The following is a 17,712-nucleotide window of genomic DNA, read 5'->3' as shown; positions in this document are numbered from 1 at the left end:
TGCCGTGGCCAAGTCAGAACTCGGAACCAAACGTATTTGCCCGACCACGGGCAAGAAGTTCTACGACCTCAACAAGAATCCGGTGATCTCGCCCTATACCGGCGAGGTGGTGCCTATTGCACCGATCGCCCCCGCCCGTGCGCCCCGCGGCGCCGAGGCCCGCAGCATGGCCCAGGACACCGCGCCGGAGCCGGCGGAGACCGAGGAGTTGGTCTCCCTCGAGGAGGCCGATGCCGAGGAGAACACCGGCAAGGTCAAGGCCGTCGTGCCCGAATCCGAGGACGATATCGAGGTGGATGAGACCATCGACGACGATGATGACGATGATTCGACCTTCATTGCCGACGAGGAAGAGGGCGACGAGGACGTCACCGACATCATTGGTGATGTCGGAGGTGATGAAGAGACTTGAGATCAGCCCTGATCTGTGAAAAAGGGTGCACCGCGCGAGTCGCTGGGCTCGCCGGTCCGGGGTGATCAACCAGATTCACCCCGGTTAAGGACTAAGGGGCCATAGCTCAGCTGGGAGAGCGCTTGCATGGCATGCAAGAGGTCGGCGGTTCGATCCCGCCTGGCTCCACCACGCTTCGCCCTTCGGGCTACGCGTGGCGCAGCCGCGCGGAGCCTGAAGGGTGAAGCGTGGTGTCCGGCGTAGCCCGTAGGGCGAAGATGGACTGCCTCACGTTCTGATTTCCTCGACTTCCCATCCGGCTACCCAGCCGCGAGACATCGATGTGGTATGTCTACATCATCCGGAGCATCGAGTTCCCCGACCAGGAATACATTGGCGCCACGGAAGATCTGAAGCGACGTCTCCCGGAGCACAATGCCGGCAAATCCGCTCACACCGCCAAGTTCGTGCCGTGGAAGCTGGTCTGGTACTGCGCATTCCCTGATAAGCTGAAGGCCTTGGCATTCGAGAAATACCTCAAATCACACTCCGGTCGCGCCTTCTCGAAAAAGCGGCTCTGCTAACCCCTACTCCCCGATCACCGCATTCAGCCGGTCCCGCAGCGCGACGATTTCGTCTTTCAGCGCGACCAGTTCCGACATCGAGCAGTCCGACGCCGCCAGGATCGACTGCGGCACGCTGCGTGCCTTCTCCTTCATTGCATGGCCTTGCGGCGTCAGCGCGATCAGCACCTGGCGCTCGTCCTCGCGCGAGCGGCTGCGCCGGACGAGATGGGCGGCCTCGAGCCGCTTGAGCAGCGGCGTCAGCGTGCCCGAATCCAGAAACAGTTTCTCGCCGATGTCCTTGACCGGCACGTCGTCGCGCTCCCACAGCACCAGCATCACCAGATATTGCGGATAGGTCAGGCCGAGCCGGTCGAGCAGCGGCTTGTAGACGCGGTTGAACGCATGCGCGGCGGAATAGACCGCGAAGCAGATCTGGTTGTCGAGCCGCAGCGGCGCGTCCGCTGCCGATGATTTCCGGGCCATTGGAGAATCTCACGAGGTTCAGCCGCATTGTGGGGCCGGTCGGCGGCACATTCAATTGCAAACAATTAAATGTGAGACGTCACATTTTCAATTGCGCACAATCTAATTGCCTGCAATAAAGACCGCACCCCATCCCGGGACGCAGGAGACCACAATGTCCGTGAACGTGCTCTACAAGACCAGCGCCAAGGCGACCGGCGGCCGCGACGGCCACGCTGCGACCCTCGACGGCGCGCTCGACGTCAAGCTCACCACGCCGAAGGAGCTCGGCGGTGCCGGCGGCGCCGGCAACAATCCCGAACAGCTGTTTGCGGCCGGCTATGCCGCCTGCTTTATCGGCGCGATGAAGTTCGTGGCTTCGCAGGGCGGCCCGAAAGTCCCCCCCGACACCTCCGTCACCTCCACCGTCGGCATCGGCCCGCGCTCGGAAGGCGGCTTCGGTCTCGACATCGATCTGGCCGTCTCGCTGCCGGGCCTTGCCCGCGCTGAGGCCGAGGCGCTGGTCGCGAAGGCCCACCAGGTGTGCCCGTACTCCAATGCCACGCGCGGCAATGTCGACGTTCGCCTGACGGTCGTCTGACCGGAACGGCGGATGGGCTGGCCCGGGATCCCCCACGGGCCGGCCGCTTCGCTGTTTTGCCACGCCGCGGGATTGACGCGCGCCGGTGCATGCGGCCCTACGCCCGGAGCCATTGCTGCCCCTGGCAAACCTCGCTAGGCCTGTGATCAAGCGTCGACACAGGAGAAGCGAAGGCATGAGTTCTGAAGCCGCCACAGGTGCCATGAGCGGATTGCGCGTCATCGATCTCACGCGGGTCCTCGGCGGTCCCTACTGCACCCAGATCCTCGCCGACCATGGCGCCGACGTGATCAAGGTCGAGCCGCCCGCGGGCGACGAGGTGCGCGAATGGGGCCCTCCCTTCCACGAGGAGGACGCGGCCTATTTCGTCGGCATCAACCGCAACAAGCGCTCGATCGGCCTCGACCTCGCCTCCGAGGGCGGCCGCGCAGTGCTGCTCAAGATGCTGGAGACGGCCGACGTCCTGATCGAGAATTTCAAGCCGGGCACGCTGGAGAAATGGGGCATCGGCAACGAGAGCTTGCGCGAAAAATTCCCGCGCCTCGTGCATTGCCGGATCTGCGGCTTCGGCGCCGACGGGCCGCGCGGCGGCAATCCCGGCTATGACGCCATCATCCAGGCCATGACCGGCATGATCGCGGCAACCGGCTCGCCCGAGAGTGGGCCGATGCGGATCGGCGTGCCGCTGGTCGACATCACCACCGGCCTTTATGCTGCGATCGGCATCCTGATGGCGCTGTCGGAGCGGCAACGCTCCGGCAAGGGCCAGTTCCTGGAGACGACGCTGTACGAGACCGGCCTTGCCATCATGCATCCGCACACCGCGAACTATTTCATGCATGGCAAGCCGCCCTCGCTCACCGGCAACGAGCACCCGAACCTCGTGCCTTACGCGATCTTCCCGACCAAGACCGACAACATCTTCATCGGTGTCGGCAATGACGGCACCTTCCGCAAGCTCGCCAAGGAGATCGGCAAGCCCGAGCTCGGCACCGACCCGCGCTTTGCCCGCAACAAGGACCGTATCGCCAATCGCGAGGCGCTGCGTGCCGAGCTTGCCGCGGTGTTCAGCCAGCACGAGGCCGAGCCGCTGTGCAACCGCCTGCTCGCCGCTGGCCTGCCCGCCGGCCCGGTGCAGAAGATCGACCAGGCGTTGAAGAATCCGCACACGATCTACCGTGGCGATATTATCGAGAAGGATTGGTACAAGGGCGTCGCCTCGCCGATCCGGCTCGATCGCTCAAAGCCGAGCCTGCGCCGGCTGCCGCCGAAATTCAGCCAGCACGCGGCCGAGGTGCTCGGCGAGTTCGGCTACTCCAAGGCCGAGATCGACGCGATGGTCGAGAAGGGCACGGTCTGCGGCCCCGAGCGCAAGCGGTAGTCGATCAGAACAAGTCGAGCGGCGGCGCAGGTGCGCTCCCTCTCCCGCAAGCAAGCGGGAGAGGTCAAGGGCGCCGCATCCGTTACCTCGCGTCATTCCGCGCTGACGGCGCTCTCCTTGCCTGAATGAACCAATGCCGCACTGCGGCGCGTCTACGCATGTGCACCGCGAACGGCCGCGCGCACGTCTTCGCCTATTTTCCGGCTTCCCTTTTCCAGCGCTTGCCGCTTTCGTTTCTCCCGCTTACACAGTCATGTGAACGTCATATCGCGCTGCTAGCGCAAGCGCTTCTTCAGTGACGGGCAAGGGAGGTTTTCTTGATGGCTCTTCGACATTTTGGCACGGCTGCGGCTGTTGCACTCACGGTTGGTCTCGGCGCGTCGCCGGCGCTGGCTGTGACCGAAATCCAGTGGTGGCACGCGATGACCGGCGCCAACAACGACGTCATCGTCAAGCTCGCCAACGACTTCAACGCGTCGCAGACCGACTACAAGGTCGTTCCCACCTACAAGGGCAATTACGCCGACACCATGAACGCGGGCATCGCGGCGTTCCGCGCCGGCAACGCCCCACATATCATGCAGGTGTTCGAAGTCGGCACCGCGACCATGATGGCCGCGACCGGCGCCGTGAAGCCGGTCTACAAGCTGATGGCCGAGACCGGGGAGAAGTTCGATCCGAAGGCCTATCTGCCCGCGATCACCGGCTACTATTCGACCTCGAAGGGCGAGATGCTGTCCTTCCCATTCAACTCGTCGTCGACCGTGATGTGGGTCAACCTCGACGAGCTGAAGAAGGCCAATGTCGCGATCCCCAAGACCTGGCCCGAAGTGTTCGACGCCGCCAAGAAGCTGCACGACAACGGCCATCCCACCTGCGGCTTCTCCAACTCATGGGTGACCTGGGTCAATCTCGAGCAGCTCTCCGCCTGGCATAACGTGCCGCTCTCGACCAAGGCCAACGGCCTCGACGGCTTCGATACCGTGCTCGAGTTCAACGGCCCGGTCCAGGTCAAGCACCTCGAGAAGCTGGTCGAGCTCCAGAAGGACAAGACCTACGACTATGCCGGCCGCACCAACACCGGCGAAGGCCGCTTCACCTCGGGCGAATGCCCGCTCTACCTGACCTCGTCGGCCTTCTTCGGCAACGTCAAGGCGCAGGCCAAGTTCAACTTCACCGCGGTGCCGATGCCCTATTATCCCGACGTCAAGGGCGCGCCGCAGAACTCGATCATCGGCGGCGCTTCGCTCTGGATCATGGGCGGCAAGTCGGCTGAAGAATACAAGGGTGTGGCGAAGTTCCTGACCTTCCTCTCCGATACGGATCGTCAGGTCTATATTCACAAGTCGTCCGGCTATCTCCCGATCACCAAGGCGGCTTACGCGAAGGCCAAGGCGGAAGGGTTCTACAAGGACCAGCCCTATCTCGAGACCCCGCTGCTCGAATTGACCAACAAGGAGCCGACCGAGAATTCGCGCGGCCTGCGCCTCGGCAACATGGTGCAGCTGCGCGACGTCTGGTCGGAGGAGATCGAGCAGGCGCTGGCCGGCAAGAAGACCGCCAAGCAGGCGCTCGACGCCGCCGTCGAGCGCGGCAACACGATGCTGCGGCAGTTCGAAAAGACCGCCGTGAAGTAAGGCGATCAGCGGCAGGCCGGTACCCCGGCCTGCCGCCTCGGGGCATCATGCAAAAGCAAGCCATTTTCCAATCCAAGCTGTTGCCCTACGCGCTGGTTGCGCCGCAACTCGGGATCGTCCTGATTTTCTTCTACTGGCCGGCGTTGCAGGCGGTGATCCAGTCCTTCCTGCTGCAGGACGCCTTCGGCCTGTCGACGAGCTTCGTCTGGTTCGACAATTATCTCGAGCTTCTGAAGGACCGCGCCTATTTCGAGGCGATCGTGCGGACTTTCTTCTTCTCGTTCGCGATCGCCGTTTCGTCGCTGTCGTTTGCGCTGCTGCTCGCCGTGATGGCGGACAAGCCGCTGCGCGGCTCGATGCTCTACCGCACGCTGCTGATCTGGCCCTATGCGGTCGCGCCGCCGGTCGTCGGTGTGCTCTGGATCTTCATGCTGCATCCCTCGCTGGGCGTGCTCTCGCGCTATGTGCGCGCCCTCGGCGTCGACTGGAATCCGTTGCTCGACGGCGACCAGGCCGCTGCTCTGATCATCCTCGCCGCCGCGTGGAAGCAGATCTCCTACAATTTCCTGTTCTTCCTCGCCGGCCTGCAGAGCATCCCTCGCAGCGTGCTCGAGGCCGCCGCGATCGACGGCGCGCGCCCGATGCGCAGGTTCTGGACCGTGACCTTCCCGTTGCTGTCGCCGACCATCTTCTTTCTTCTGGTCGTCAACATCGTCTACGCCTTCTTCGACACGTTCGGCATCATCGACACCATGACCCGCGGCGGCCCCGGCAAGTCGACGGAGACGCTGGTCTACAAGGTCTATTCCGACGGCCTGCTCGGCGGCAATCTCGGCAGCTCGGCGGCGCAATCGGTGATCCTGATGGTCATGGTCATCGTGCTGACGGGAATCCAGTTCCGCTTCGTCGAACGCAAGGTGACCTACTGATGGTCGAGGACGAGGGCATCAGGCGCTACGTCGCCCATTTCATCCTCTGGATCGGGATCGCGATCGTCGCGTTCCCCGTCTACATCGCGATCGTCGCCTCGACCCAGGACAACGCGCTGATTGCGAACGGGCAGATGTCGCTGCTGCCCGGCGGTCATTTCTTCGATACCTACTACCAGACGATCTTCGTCGGCACGAGCGGCTCGACCCGCGAGCCGGTCGGCAACATGATGCTGAACTCGCTGGTGATGGCGCTGCTGATCGCGGTCGGCAAGATCGCGATCTCGATCATCTCGGCCTATGCGATCGTGTATTTCCGCTTTCCGTTCCGGATGCCGATCTTCTGGCTGATCTTCATCACCTTGATGCTGCCGGTCGAGGTCCGCATCTATCCGACCTACAAGATCGTCGCCGACCTGCACATGCTCGACAGCTATGCCGGCCTGTCGCTGCCGCTGATCGCATCGGCCACGGCGACGCTGCTGTTCCGCCAGTTCTTCATGACGGTGCCGGACGAATTGCTGGAGGCCTCGCGCATCGACGGCGCCGGCCCGTTGCGCTTCTTCTGGGATACGCTGCTGCCGCTGTCGCGCACCAACATGGCGGCACTGTTCGTGATCCTGTTCATCCTCGGCTGGAATCAATATCTCTGGCCGCTGCTGATCACCACGCGCGACGACATGCAGACCATCCAGATCGGCATCCGCAAGATGATCACCACCACGGACGCGTTGACCGAATGGCCGATCGTGATGGCGACGGCCGTTCTCGCGATGCTGCCGCCGGTCCTTGTCGTCGTCGTGATGCAGAAGCTGTTCGTGCGCGGACTGGTCGAGACGGAAAAGTGAGTATGGCGAATAGCGAGTGGCGAGTAGCGAATGGGGTCGCTACGTCCGCCTTACGTATGACACCTTCCCCATTCGCCATTCACTATTCGCTACTCGCCGGTGCAACCCATGGCTAACGTCACCCTGCGCAACGTCCGCAAGACCTATCCCGGCGGCTTCGAGGCCATCAAGGGCGTCGACGTCGATGTCGGCGACGGACAGTTCTGCGTGCTGGTCGGACCAAGCGGCTGCGGCAAGTCGACATTGCTGCGCATGGTCGCGGGACTGGAGACGGTCACGGGCGGCGAGATCGACATCGGCGGCCGAATCGTCAACCAGATCGAGCCCGCCGACCGCGACATCGCGATGGTGTTCCAGAACTACGCGCTCTATCCGCATATGAGCGTCTACAACAACATGGCCTATGGCCTGCGCAACCGCGGCATGGCGGAGGCCGAGATCAAGACCCGCGTCGAGGAAGCCGCGCGCGTGCTCGAGCTGTCCGCCATGCTGGAGCGCAAGCCGCGCCAGCTCTCCGGCGGCCAGCGCCAGCGCGTCGCCATGGGCCGCGCCATCGTGCGCCAGCCGAAGGTGTTCCTGTTCGACGAGCCGCTCTCCAATCTCGACGCCAAGCTGCGCATCGCGATGCGGGTCGAGATCCGCAAACTGCAGCGCCGGCTCAACACGACGTCGATCTACGTCACCCACGACCAGCTCGAGGCGATGACGCTCGCCGACATCCTCGTGGTGATGAATGGCGGCCAGGTCGAGCAGGTCGGCAATCCGCTCGCGATCTACGAGAAGCCGGCGACCACCTTCGTCGCCTCCTTCATCGGCGCGCCGCCGATGAATCTGATGTCGACGCGCCCCGATGAGATCAAATCACAGCTCGGCGGCAGCGCGGGCGAGGCCGGCATCCTTGGCATCCGCCCGGAAGACTTCGTCATCACCGACCAGACGCCCGCCGGCGGCGTCGCCTTGCCGCTCACGGTCGAGGCGATCGAGCGTGTCGGCGCCGAAACCTTCGTGTACGGCTCGCGCGAGCGGGAAGAGCAGCACGTCGCCGCCACCCCCGGCGAGCTGCCGCCGGGCGAGATCATCGTCCGCATTCCCGGAACTGAAGCCCCCGCCATCGGCCAGAAGATTCGTGTCGCGGCGACGCGGACGAAGCTGCATCTGTTCAGCGCCGACGGGCGCAAGCGGATCGAGGCCTGACGGGCCCCGAAGGGCGATCGATCAAAAACCGCGAAAACAACCCCATGCACAGTAGAAGGGGGTCTGTTTTCATTAGGGTAATTCGCCCGCAACTTCGTCATGCCCGGGCTTGTCCCGGGCATCCACGTTCTTGGCGCCGCGAGCAAGGTCGTGGATGGCCGGGACAAGCCCGGCCATGACGATCCAGAGGCATCTGACGGTGCAATGCCCCATCCACAGCCTCCCGGCTACGTCCTTGAACCCACAGGGAAACATGCCCATATTGCTGATCAAGGGGTGCCACTACGGGCCCTGAAACACCAAAGTCGCTTCTGCGAGGACTTTGTAAACTATGTCTCGTGTTCCAACGCTCTCCAGTCCCTTCCTGCTGGGCTTCGACGAGATCGAGCGCGTGCTCGACCGCGTCGTCAAAGGCGCCGACGGCTACCCTCCCTACAATATCGAGAGGTGCGGCGGTTCGGACGGCCAGCCCGAGCGGTTGCGCATCACGCTGGCGGTTGCCGGATTCACCCGCGACCAACTCGATGTAACCATTGAGGAAAACCAGCTCGTGATCCGCGGGCGGCAGCAGGACGACAAGACCCGGCAATACATCCATCGCGGCATCGCCGCGCGCCACTTCCAGCGCACCTTCGTGCTGGCGGAGGGGATGCTGGTGCTGGGTGCGGATCTGAAGAACGGGCTGTTGTCGATCGATCTGGCCCGGCCTGAACCGGAGCGGATCGTTAAGACAATCGCTATCAATGAGCACGAATAATGGAACGAGTAGCGGACTCGACCGCTTAGTGTTCCAGAGGAGTCGAGACCATGAGTGAAGGTCACGCTGCGTTCGAATACGAAGCCAAGAACGTCTCTCCGGAGACACTGGCAACCCTGGGCGAAGGCCATATCGCCTATGTGAAGCAGATCCGTTCCGAGGACGTGCCGGACCTGTTCCCCGAGGCGCCCAAGATTGCGCCGGGCCTCAAGCTGTTCGCGCTCCACGCCGCCGACGGCACGCCGATCATGCTGACCGACAGCCGGGAAGCTGCGATCGCCAACGCCTGGAGCAACGAGCTGCAAGCGGTGAGCGTGCACTGAGCGCACGCGCTTTCACGCGCGACTGACGAATTCAAATGCGCGGGCATGCCTCGATCGAGGCGGCCCGCGTTTTCTTTGGGCACCTGCTAAGAGCGCGAGGCCAGCCGCGCACGGATATCCGGCTTGAGGACCTTGCCGACCTTGGAACGGGGCAGATCGTCCCAGACTTCGATCTGTTTCGGTGTCTTGACGCTGCCGATCCGCTGCTTGACGAAGGCCGCCAGCACCGTCGTGTCGACACTCTGTCCGGCGCGCAGCTGCACCACGGCGACGATCCGCTCACCCCATTTCTCGTCCGGAAGGCCGATCACGGCGCAATCCTGGACCGCCTCGTGCGACCGCAGCGCATTCTCGACCTCGATCGAGTAGACGTTGAACCCGCCGGTGATGATCATGTCCTTGGCGCGATCGACGATATAGAGGTAGCCATCGTCGTCGATGTAGCCGATGTCGCCAGTGTGGTGCCAGCCATGCGCCGAAGCCTCCGCCGTGGCCTCGGGATTCTTGTAATAGCCTTCCATCACCAGCGAGCCGCGAACCACGATCTCGCCGCGTGAGCCGGTCGGCAGCAGATTGCCGTCGCCATCCATGATGCCGGCCTGCACCAACGGACTGATCCGCCCGGCCGAGGCGAGGCGCTCCATCGCGATCGTGCCATCGGCATTGTAATGCTCGTCAGGTGCCATCATCGAGATCATCATCGGCGCTTCAGTCTGACCAAACAACTGCGCCATGGGCCCGATGCGCCGGAGCGCCTCCGCAAGCCGCGCGGCCGAGATCGGTGCCGCGCCATACCAGAAGCATTGCAGAGACCCGAGCTCCGCGGAATCGAGCCTGGGATGATCGAGCAGCATGTAGATCACGGTCGGCGGCAGGAAGGTGTGCGTGACATGGTAGCGCTCGATCAGATCGAGGAATTCGGCGATGTCGGGGTGGTGCATGATCACGACGCGCCCACCGAGCGTCATGATTGGGAAACACAACACGCCCGCCGCGTGGGTGAGCGGCGCGAGCGCGAGATAGACAGGACGGCCCTTGAAGGGATAGCCCATCAGCGTCAGTGCCGTCATGGCCTCGATATTGCGACCCGACAGCATGACTCCCTTCGGCTTTCCGGTGGTGCCGCCGGTGCCGGGAAGCATCGCGAGATCGTCGACCGTCGCACGTTGATATTGGTCGGCGGCAAGGCCAGCGAGCCAGCCGTCGAACGAGGGCGCGAAGGGCAACTCGGCATCGAGGCAGACGAGGACGCGCAGCTTCGGCAGTTCTGCACGTACCGCCTCGACCATCGGCGCGAAGCTTGAATGAAACAGCAGCAGGCTGCAGTCGAATTGGTCGAGGATGAGCCGGTTTTCGGCCGCCTCGTTGCGCGGATTGATCGGACACCAGACCGAGCCCGCGCGGGAAATGCCGAACACGCATGCAAACGCGACCGGATCGTTGCCGGAAAGGATTGCGACCTTCTCGCCAGCAGCAATACCCGATCGCGCGAGCCCGCGCGCGACGCGGTAGCTCAGCAACTGCACCTCGCGATAGCTGAGGTCGCGCCCGTCCATGGTCAGGCACGGCGCATCAGCGCCAAGCGAGGCACCTTTGTCCAGGTAATCGATGAAGCGCATGATCAATCCCCGAAACGCCGGCGGGTGACGCGCCCACCGCGCCACCCGCCATCCTTGCTCAGTCGTACACGGTGAGGATCGGTCTGCTGACCAGCCCGAAGCTGCGCAGCTGGCCGAGCAGTTCGTGGTGACCGAACGCCTGGCAACCGGAGGCGAAGCCCACGCGCTTGGGCGGCTGCTGCAGCAGGTGCGCCGCGGCATAGGCCTGCAGCAAGCCGGTCTGCTTGTAGTTGCTGTTGCCGTTTATGACACAGTGCGCGCGCCCCAACGGGCCGGAGGCATGCACCGAATCCAGCGACTTGTTGACGCGCGGGTTCTCGCGCGGCGGCATGGTGTTCATGACGCCGGCGGCGGTCTGCGCCAACGCGGCGTAGCGGTCGTCGGGGTTCATGTCCTTGGTCGCGTCCAGCGCGGCGGCGACGATCTGCGGCACGCCCAGCATCAGCGCGCGATTGAAGACGCCGCCCAGCACCTTCACGTTGGCCACGCGCGGATCGCGCTTGAACCACACCGGGTGCGAGGTGCCGCCCCAGGGCAGCGCCAGTGCGAGCTCATGCTGGCCGGGGATGGCGAGGTTGTACAGACCGGCATCCACCTGATGCTCGACATACTTGTTCTGTTCCAGATAGTAGGCCTTTGCCATTGCGGCGTTGACCAGGATGGTCTGCGTCGAGGCGATGGTCGGGCTGCCGCCCCAGAACACGGCGATATCCAATGTGTCGAGGCCGGGCGTCTCCAGGCAGAGCTGCGCAGCGATCTCGCCGGTGGTGTACATCTGCGCGATACCCGGCGCGAGCAGCAGGCCGGCATTGGCGAACCTGGTGCCCCACTCCTGCTCGAGCATGATCAGCCAGTCCTGCTCGCCGGTGGTGTCGGTGTAGTGGCATCGGGCAGCCCAACACGCCTGCACCACCTCGCCTCCGAACCTGGCGAAGGGGCCCACGGTGTTGAGCACCACGGAGGCGCCGTTGAACAATTCCGTCAGTGCGCTCACGGTGTGCGGCACTTCCACCACCTCGTAGTCGGCAGTCTCGATGCCGGCCACGTTTGCCTTCATTGCGGCGTTGAGCTTCTCCGCGCTGCGGCCGGCGGCGATGAAGGGGATGTTGTACTCGCGTAAGTATTCGCAGACCAGGCGGCCGGTGTAGCCGGACGCGCCATAGACGATGACGGGCTTCTTCGCGGTCATTCTCGTTCCTCCGAAATGTTCGTTGTCGGGTTCTCCGCTACATTCCCATGCCGCCATCGACCGGCAGACCGACGCCGGTGATGAAACGCGCCTCGTTCGAGCACAGGAACACCGCCGCGTCGGCGATGTCGCCGACCTCCGCGAGCTTGCCGAGCGGCGTCTGCTCCACCACCGAGCCGACCGCGGCGTCGACGTCGGGCGCAAGACCGATCTTCACGATGTCGTTGGCCAGCTGCAGGCCCATGTCGGTCGGGATCAAGCCGGGATAGATGCAGTTGACGCGCACGCCATAGCCGAGCTTGCCGGCCTCCATCGCAGCGACCCGTGTCATGCGATCGACCGCGGATTTGGTGCCGGAATAGACCGCGATGCTCGGGAAGGCGATCGTCGCCGCGACAGAAGCGATGTTGACGACCGCGCCACCTTTGCCCGCCGCTCCGCCCGGCCGCATCGCGCGGAAGGCGTGCTTCATGCCGAGCACGGTGCCGACGATGTTGACGTCGCACATCCGCCGCGCATCCTCGGCCCTGATCTCGGTGACCAGCGACGTGATCTCAATGCCGGCATTGTTGATGAGGATGTCGTAGCCGCCGAAGGTGGCGACAGTCTTGGCCACCGCCCGCTCCCATTGCGCGTCGTCGGTGACGTCGAGCTGGACGAAGCCCGTCGCGACGTCTTCCTTTGCGATCGCGGCCGCGCTGGCGCGGCCGGCCTCCTCCAGAATGTCGGCGATCATGATCGAGGCGCCGGCGCGCGCCAGCGCCTGCGCGGTGGCCGCGCCGATTCCCCGGGCACCGCCGGTGACCAGGGCTCTCCTGCCTGCAAGGCTCTTCCCACTCATGACGCACTCCTCCGTTGCTGGTGATTGATTCGTGCTGCGCGAATTGGCGCGCGCACCAGGTCGATGGACGCAGGCCTTTCGACCGCACCCAGCGAAGCGTTCCTCCATGGTCGGACGTCTTGACGACTGTCCAAATTTATTGACGCGAACCTCCGCCAGAATCTTGACACTTGTCAAGTTCGAATTTGACAGTTGTCTAAGAGAGTGATTGTGATGGGATTGGGTTATTCCGCGGTCGGCGCGGTATAAGTCCTTGTAAGAACTGGACTGAGGAAGGGACGAGATGGCGCGGCAGGTGACGGGGGCAGCCCGGCGTGTGGCCGAGGCGGCCGAGGCGCTGCGCGACGAGAAGTTCAACGCGCGACGCATCGAGCTTGCCGAGGCCGCGCTCGAAACGCTTGGAGAGCTCGGCTTCGCCCGGACCAGCCTGCGGGAGATCGCGCAGAACTCGGCGTTCACGCACGGCGTGTTCCACTATTATTTCAGCGACAAGCTCGACCTGATCTGCTGCTGCGTTCGCCACTACAAGGCGAAGTGCGTGACACGCTATGACGAGGTCGTCGCAACAGCAACGAGCCGCGACGAATTGACGGAGGGCTTCCTCGCCAAGCTCGCAGCGACGCTGCAGAACGAAGCCCGCATGCACCGGCTTTGGTACGACCTGCGCTCGCAGGCGATGTTCGAGCCGGCGTTTCGCAAGGATGTACTCGAGATCGACAAGAGCCTGGAAGCGATGATCTGGCGCATTGCCTCTCGCTATGCCGAGTTCGGCGGCAAGCGGCCGGCGTCGTCGCCAGGCGCGCTCTATGCGCTGTTCGACGGTTTATTCCAGAGCGCGCTGCTCAAGCACCTCGCGGGCGACAGGACGGCGGTTCCCGAACTGCTCGACGAAGTCCGGCACCTGCTGCCGACGGTCTGCTGAAGCGCGCGAGCGGCGCCCACGAAGCGTGACAATGGCGCGCATCTCTCCCCTGTCCCGGACGCGCTGCAACGCTTCTGGCGTTGCGGCGCAGAGCCGGGATCCGGGAAGCCGCGACACGGTCTGCGGCATGGGCACCCGGCTCTGCAGCGCAGCGCTGACCGGACGATGCTGCGCATCGCCGGAATAGCGCTGCGCTGCGTCCGGGGCACGAGCGAGCTTGCGGACACAGCCCGGCGCGGCGAAGCTCAACCCGCGAACCTTCCGCTTTCAACGCGTCGCGGGAATCAGCGCCCGGATGATCTCCGGCTTCCAGGCTTGGCGCTCGCTGTCGAAGGCCGCGAAATCGTGGTCGAACTGCCAGTAGGCCCATGCCCAGCCGAGCCGCTCCGCGCTTCGCGCCACGAACGACAGATATCTCGTCCGTGCTTCGGCTGGAGCGGCTTCGTACACGCCGAACTCGCCGAGATAAATCGGGCGCTTCTCCCTTTCGGACCAGGACCGGATCTTCTCGAAATCGGCGCGAGCCTTGCTTTCGTCCTCCGCAGTGCCCCAATCAAGCGGACCGATTCGCGAGAACGTCGGCGACCACGGTGCGCCCTGATGGGTGAAACGGATCGGCGCGTAATAGTGAAACGTCACGATGAGGTTTCGGTCGTCCGACGGCAGGACCAGGTCGTCGACAGGCATGTCGTCGACGTTGAGGACGGCGGCGATGACCGTCCGCCGGGGGTTGGTCGCGCGGATGATGCCGAGACACTCGTTCAGCAGGGTGTTCCAGTTGGCGGACGTCATCTGCCCGCCCGGCTCATTGAGGACCTCGAAGACAAGCTTCGGATATTTTCCGGCATAGCGCGCGGCGATCTGCGTCCAGAACGCTTTCAGCTTCTCGGTGCACTCGGAGACGTCGCGCTGGCAGACATGGGTATCGTGCTCGTCCAGGATGGGGATGAGCTTTCGGGCGAGCACCTCCTCGATGACGGCATCAAGCCGCCTCAAGACGATCTCATCCAGCAGATTCCCGGGGCCCATGAACTTGAAGCCGAAGAAGTTGATCCGAACGTGCGAGAAGCCGGCGCGTCTGATCGCAGTGAGGTTGTCCAGACGAAACGGCGCGTTCCGGCCTCCCTCCCAGATGCCGTCGTAGCCAAGGATGTTGATGCCGCGCCCCAATTTCGGAGGAGCAGGCGCGGTGCCTTGCCCGGCTGCCTCGGCCTGGGAGCAGATCGCAAGCATCGACATTGCCAGGGCGAGACCGAAAGCTACCGGCCAGCGGGCGCAGATGGCATTCATCCTGCGTCCTCCATCATTGCTGCAGGGTTTGCTGCGGCACAGGCCTGCACACTGCGAAGAGGAATGCGACGAGCAGCACCGACGTGAACATCGTCGAGCGAAGGAACATCGTCTCCGTGAAGTTCGATTGAAAGCTGAGGACGACGAATCCGATGATGAGCGCGCAGTGGCGACGATCGATCGACCGGGTGGCGATCAGATACAGGACCTTTTCCGAGAACAGATAGACGCTCGCGACGAACAGCACGTATCCCAGAAACCCCGTTTCAATCGCCACCGCGATGTAACCGCTATGATAATTGTCGAGCACCCAGCCATGGTTCTGGTTGAAATAGTCGTAGATCGAAGGGCGCGTCCAGAATCCGTTGATGCCAAAGCCGAGCAGCGGCGCATCGTTGAAATGGCTGATGGCGTACTGCCAGATGAAGGTCCGCTCGGTGAAATCGATGGTCGATTCGCCGAGATGGATGGAATCGTACCCCGTCACATAGAAATACAGGATCAGCAGGGCGGCCAGGATGCACATGATGAACGGCAGCACCGCGTAAACTCTCATGCAGCGGATCGACCACATCGAGGTCACGAGCAGTCCACCCGCGGCAACGGCAACGGCACCGGCACCACGAGATTCCGAGGCGATCACGCAAGTCGATGCCAGGAGAAACGTCGCGAGAAAAACGGTCCATCCCTGCCCCGTCATCTTCTGATAGCAGGCAAAGAACATGAGATATGCGCTGATGAAGCCGAGCGTCTGCTTCGATTCATATATTCCTTGCCACTGGCCCTTGTGCATCCAGCTCTGGTCCACGCCGATCTCGGGCACAAAGACCGCGCACAAGGCCGAGGCGGCGACCAGGATGAAGAGCCCCAGCGCCGTCGATCCGACGATCTCGTCGATGTCGATACGCGTGATGAGGCAGTACGCACCGAAGGTCGTCACCGCGAGTGCCGCGCTCTTCATGATCGCGGCAGCGGCGAGGCTGGTCCAGAGAACGGAAACGGCGGCGAGAGCATAGAATGCGACCAGCGCGATGAGATCGGGATTGGGCTGCACTCTCACGCGCGGACGTACGAAGGCGCTGGCGTAGATCAAGATGCCCCACATCAGAAGCGCAACGGCCTGCTGCACGTAGCTCCACTCTGCGGGAAGCAACGCGGGGTGGAGGACGCCCATCGACGCGATCACGTTGACGGTGATCGAACTGCGGATCACGTTTCTGGCAAGCGTTTCCACGCCGACGCCGGGCGCTTTCCAGATCGCGCTGTCGGACGCCTCGGAATCCGCTACCGTGTGCAGGCTGGCCATGAGCTGACCTTCCAGAAGCACGGTTAATATTTTCCTTAATGCCCCATCGCGACCGCCTTCGCGCGGTCGGCGTTCCCAGGGCTTGAGATTTATCCGATGCTGAGGCCCGGAGCGCACGCGAGGATGCCTGGCATCGCCAGTGCGACCTAGGCCGCGGTCGCCGGCGGCAGGGCAAGCACCGAATAGATCGCCTGCGCATCGCGCGAGGCGCGGAGCTTCTTGGCGATGTCCTGATCACGCAGCAGGCGGGCGATGCGGGCCAGCGCCTTGAGGTGATCGGCGCCGGCGCCTTCGGGCGCGAGCAGCAGGAACACGAGATCGACCGGCTGGCCGTCCATCGCCTCGAAGTCGATCGGGCGATCGAGCCGCGCGAACAGGCCGAAGATCTTTTCCAGCTTGGGCAGCTTGCCGTGCGGAATGGCGACGCCATAGCCGACCGCGGTGGTGCCGAGCTTCTCCCGTTGCAGCAGCACCTCGAACACCGAGCGCTCGTTCTGCCCGGTCAGCTCGGCGGCCTTGGCCGCCAGCTCCTGCAAGGCCTGCTTCTTGCTGTTGACCTTCAATGCCGGGAGAATCGCCTCGGGTGCGACCAGATCGGTAATCGGCATGGAGGGTTTCCGAGGTGAATTAAACCGTCAGGTTCCGATTTGGCCAGCTTGATAGAGCAAGCTGAGCCGGCGTCAATAACATGAAGCAGGAGGCGGACTTAGTCCCGGTCCAGATGTGGGGGCTTCTACTCCAACGCAATCCCGGTGCCAACTCCCGCATGCGGCTTTGCCCCGTCATTGTTAAGGGGCGGGATGGTACGGGCCCCGGGTCCCCGGCCTAATTGTCGGACTGGCCGTCCACCTTCGCCCCCGGCGGGTCAATCCAGCCCACATTGCCGTCCGCCCGGCGGTAAATGATGTTCACCCGGCCGGACGAACCGTGCTGGAACACCAGGCAGGATGCCCCGCTGAGGTCGAGTTCCATGACGGCTTCGCTGACCGAGAGCCGCTTCAGCGACGTGGTTTGCTCCGCAATGATGACGGGACTGTAGCCGGTGACTTCCTCCTCGCCCTCTCCGGGCGCTTCCAGCACATAGCTGGTGGCGTCGAGCGCTGCCATCGCTTCGGAGGCAGCATGGGCCTTGCGGGCGGAGCGGTCCTTGAGCCGGTTCTTGTAGCGACGCAGCCGCTTCTCGATCATCAGCAGCGCCTGGTCGGCGCTGGCATAGGCATCCGGCGCGTTCGAATCGGCCTCCAGCGTGATTCCCGAATCGAGATGCAGGGCGCAATCGGTGCGGAAGCCGAAGCCGTCCTTGCTGAGCGTGATGTGACCGGAATAGTTGCCGTCGAAATATTTGCGCAGCACCTCGTCGGTGCGGTCGGCAACGCGGCCGCGCAGGGCCTCGCCGACGCTGATGCTCTTTCCCGAGATTCGGAGAGTCATGTGATGCCTCGCTTGGTTGGTGCCG

General features: G+C 63.7%; 19 protein-coding genes and 1 tRNA gene. 12 read left to right on the top strand and 8 right to left on the bottom strand.

Translation table 11 applies throughout. The features are described from left to right. Positions 1-4 precede the first annotated feature (4 nt). From XH87_RS15565 to XH87_RS15555, 3 genes are all read left to right on the top strand, one after another. Positions 5-412 (top strand): TIGR02300 family protein, encoded by a 408-nt coding sequence (locus XH87_RS15565; protein WP_035704183.1) that lies wholly within the window; start codon positions 5-7, stop codon positions 410-412. A 95-nt stretch (positions 413-507) separates the two neighbouring features. Continuing rightward, positions 508-583: transfer RNA gene (locus XH87_RS15560), tRNA-Ala, on the top strand. Positions 584-732: 149 nt separating this feature from the next. Continuing rightward, on the top strand, positions 733-975 hold the full coding sequence (locus XH87_RS15555) for a GIY-YIG nuclease family protein (RefSeq protein ID WP_028180118.1): 243 nt from the start codon (positions 733-735) through the stop codon (positions 973-975). 3 nt (positions 976-978) lie between these two features. On the opposite strand, the gene XH87_RS15550 is transcribed toward XH87_RS15555, so the two are convergent. Beyond that, positions 979-1,440 carry a MarR family winged helix-turn-helix transcriptional regulator gene (locus XH87_RS15550; protein ID WP_271587957.1) on the bottom strand — a complete coding sequence of 154 codons (462 nt, stop codon included), beginning with the start codon at positions 1,438-1,440 and terminating at the stop codon, positions 979-981. Between the two features lie 154 nt (positions 1,441-1,594). Here XH87_RS15550 and XH87_RS15545 point away from each other — a divergent pair, with 154 nt between their 5' ends. The 8 genes from XH87_RS15545 to XH87_RS15510 all read left to right on the top strand — a co-directional run bounded on the left by XH87_RS15545 (position 1,595) and on the right by XH87_RS15510 (position 9,089). Beyond that, on the top strand, positions 1,595-2,020 hold the full coding sequence (locus XH87_RS15545; protein ID WP_035704174.1) for an organic hydroperoxide resistance protein: 426 nt from the start codon (positions 1,595-1,597) through the stop codon (positions 2,018-2,020). 175 nt (positions 2,021-2,195) lie between these two features. Continuing rightward, on the top strand, positions 2,196-3,401 hold the full coding sequence (locus tag XH87_RS15540) for a CaiB/BaiF CoA transferase family protein (protein WP_035704172.1): 1,206 nt from the start codon (positions 2,196-2,198) through the stop codon (positions 3,399-3,401). 320 nt (positions 3,402-3,721) lie between these two features. After that, entirely contained in the window at positions 3,722-5,038 is a 1,317-nt protein-coding gene (ugpB, locus tag XH87_RS15535; protein WP_035704170.1) for a sn-glycerol-3-phosphate ABC transporter substrate-binding protein UgpB, read from the top strand. 47 nt (positions 5,039-5,085) lie between these two features. Further along, positions 5,086-5,967, top strand: coding sequence for a sn-glycerol-3-phosphate ABC transporter permease UgpA (gene ugpA / locus XH87_RS15530; RefSeq protein WP_035704168.1), 882 nt, complete (start codon positions 5,086-5,088; stop codon positions 5,965-5,967). Further along, positions 5,967-6,815: a sn-glycerol-3-phosphate ABC transporter permease UgpE gene (ugpE, locus tag XH87_RS15525; protein ID WP_271587956.1), complete on the top strand. Its 849-nt coding sequence runs from the start codon at positions 5,967-5,969 to the stop codon at positions 6,813-6,815. The genes ugpA and ugpE overlap by 1 nt, the downstream gene beginning before the upstream one ends. Positions 6,816-6,923: 108 nt before the next feature. Beyond that, entirely contained in the window at positions 6,924-8,009 is a 1,086-nt protein-coding gene (locus XH87_RS15520; protein WP_271587955.1) for a sn-glycerol-3-phosphate import ATP-binding protein UgpC, read from the top strand. Positions 8,010-8,340: 331 nt separating this feature from the next. Then, positions 8,341-8,766 (top strand): Hsp20 family protein, encoded by a 426-nt coding sequence (locus XH87_RS15515; RefSeq protein ID WP_035704151.1) that lies wholly within the window; start codon positions 8,341-8,343, stop codon positions 8,764-8,766. A 50-nt stretch (positions 8,767-8,816) separates the two neighbouring features. After that, complete coding sequence (locus XH87_RS15510; protein ID WP_271587954.1) at positions 8,817-9,089, top strand: DUF1150 domain-containing protein; 273 nt, start codon at positions 8,817-8,819, stop codon at positions 9,087-9,089. Positions 9,090-9,175: 86 nt separating this feature from the next. Here XH87_RS15510 and XH87_RS15505 read toward each other — a convergent pair whose 3' ends face one another. The 3 genes from XH87_RS15505 to XH87_RS15495 are packed head-to-tail and all read right to left on the bottom strand — an operon-like array spanning position 9,176 to position 12,738. Next, the gene (locus XH87_RS15505) at positions 9,176-10,708 is read right to left on the bottom strand and encodes an AMP-binding protein (protein WP_271587953.1); all 1,533 of its coding nucleotides are present in this window, start codon (positions 10,706-10,708) and stop codon (positions 9,176-9,178) included. Between the two features lie 58 nt (positions 10,709-10,766). Then, on the bottom strand, positions 10,767-11,897 hold the full coding sequence (locus XH87_RS15500; RefSeq protein ID WP_271587952.1) for a DUF5938 domain-containing protein: 1,131 nt from the start codon (positions 11,895-11,897) through the stop codon (positions 10,767-10,769). Between the two features lie 37 nt (positions 11,898-11,934). Further along, positions 11,935-12,738, bottom strand: coding sequence for an SDR family NAD(P)-dependent oxidoreductase (locus XH87_RS15495; protein WP_271587951.1), 804 nt, complete (start codon positions 12,736-12,738; stop codon positions 11,935-11,937). Positions 12,739-13,021: 283 nt separating this feature from the next. Here XH87_RS15495 and XH87_RS15490 point away from each other — a divergent pair, with 283 nt between their 5' ends. Next, positions 13,022-13,660: a TetR/AcrR family transcriptional regulator gene (locus tag XH87_RS15490; RefSeq protein ID WP_035704137.1), complete on the top strand. Its 639-nt coding sequence runs from the start codon at positions 13,022-13,024 to the stop codon at positions 13,658-13,660. A gap of 267 nt (positions 13,661-13,927) precedes the next feature. Here the strand turns inward: XH87_RS15490 and XH87_RS15485 are convergent, their stop codons facing one another. From XH87_RS15485 to hpf, 4 genes are all read right to left on the bottom strand, one after another. Then, on the bottom strand, positions 13,928-14,950 hold the full coding sequence (locus XH87_RS15485) for a glycoside hydrolase family 5 protein (protein WP_271587950.1): 1,023 nt from the start codon (positions 14,948-14,950) through the stop codon (positions 13,928-13,930). 13 nt (positions 14,951-14,963) lie between these two features. Continuing rightward, positions 14,964-16,256: an O-antigen ligase family protein gene (locus XH87_RS15480; protein WP_271587949.1), complete on the bottom strand. Its 1,293-nt coding sequence runs from the start codon at positions 16,254-16,256 to the stop codon at positions 14,964-14,966. A 146-nt stretch (positions 16,257-16,402) separates the two neighbouring features. Then, the gene (gene ptsN / locus XH87_RS15475; protein ID WP_008141251.1) at positions 16,403-16,864 is read right to left on the bottom strand and encodes a PTS IIA-like nitrogen regulatory protein PtsN; all 462 of its coding nucleotides are present in this window, start codon (positions 16,862-16,864) and stop codon (positions 16,403-16,405) included. 217 nt (positions 16,865-17,081) lie between these two features. Then, entirely contained in the window at positions 17,082-17,687 is a 606-nt protein-coding gene (gene hpf, locus XH87_RS15470; protein WP_271587948.1) for a ribosome hibernation-promoting factor, HPF/YfiA family, read from the bottom strand. Between the last annotated feature and the right edge of the window lie 25 nt (positions 17,688-17,712).

The sequence above is a fragment of the Bradyrhizobium sp. CCBAU 53415 genome, from assembly GCF_028128735.1.
GTDB lineage: Bacteria > Pseudomonadota > Alphaproteobacteria > Rhizobiales > Xanthobacteraceae > Bradyrhizobium.
Note: the sequence above shows the minus strand (reverse complement) of the source record. Positions and strands in the feature narration are given on the sequence as shown.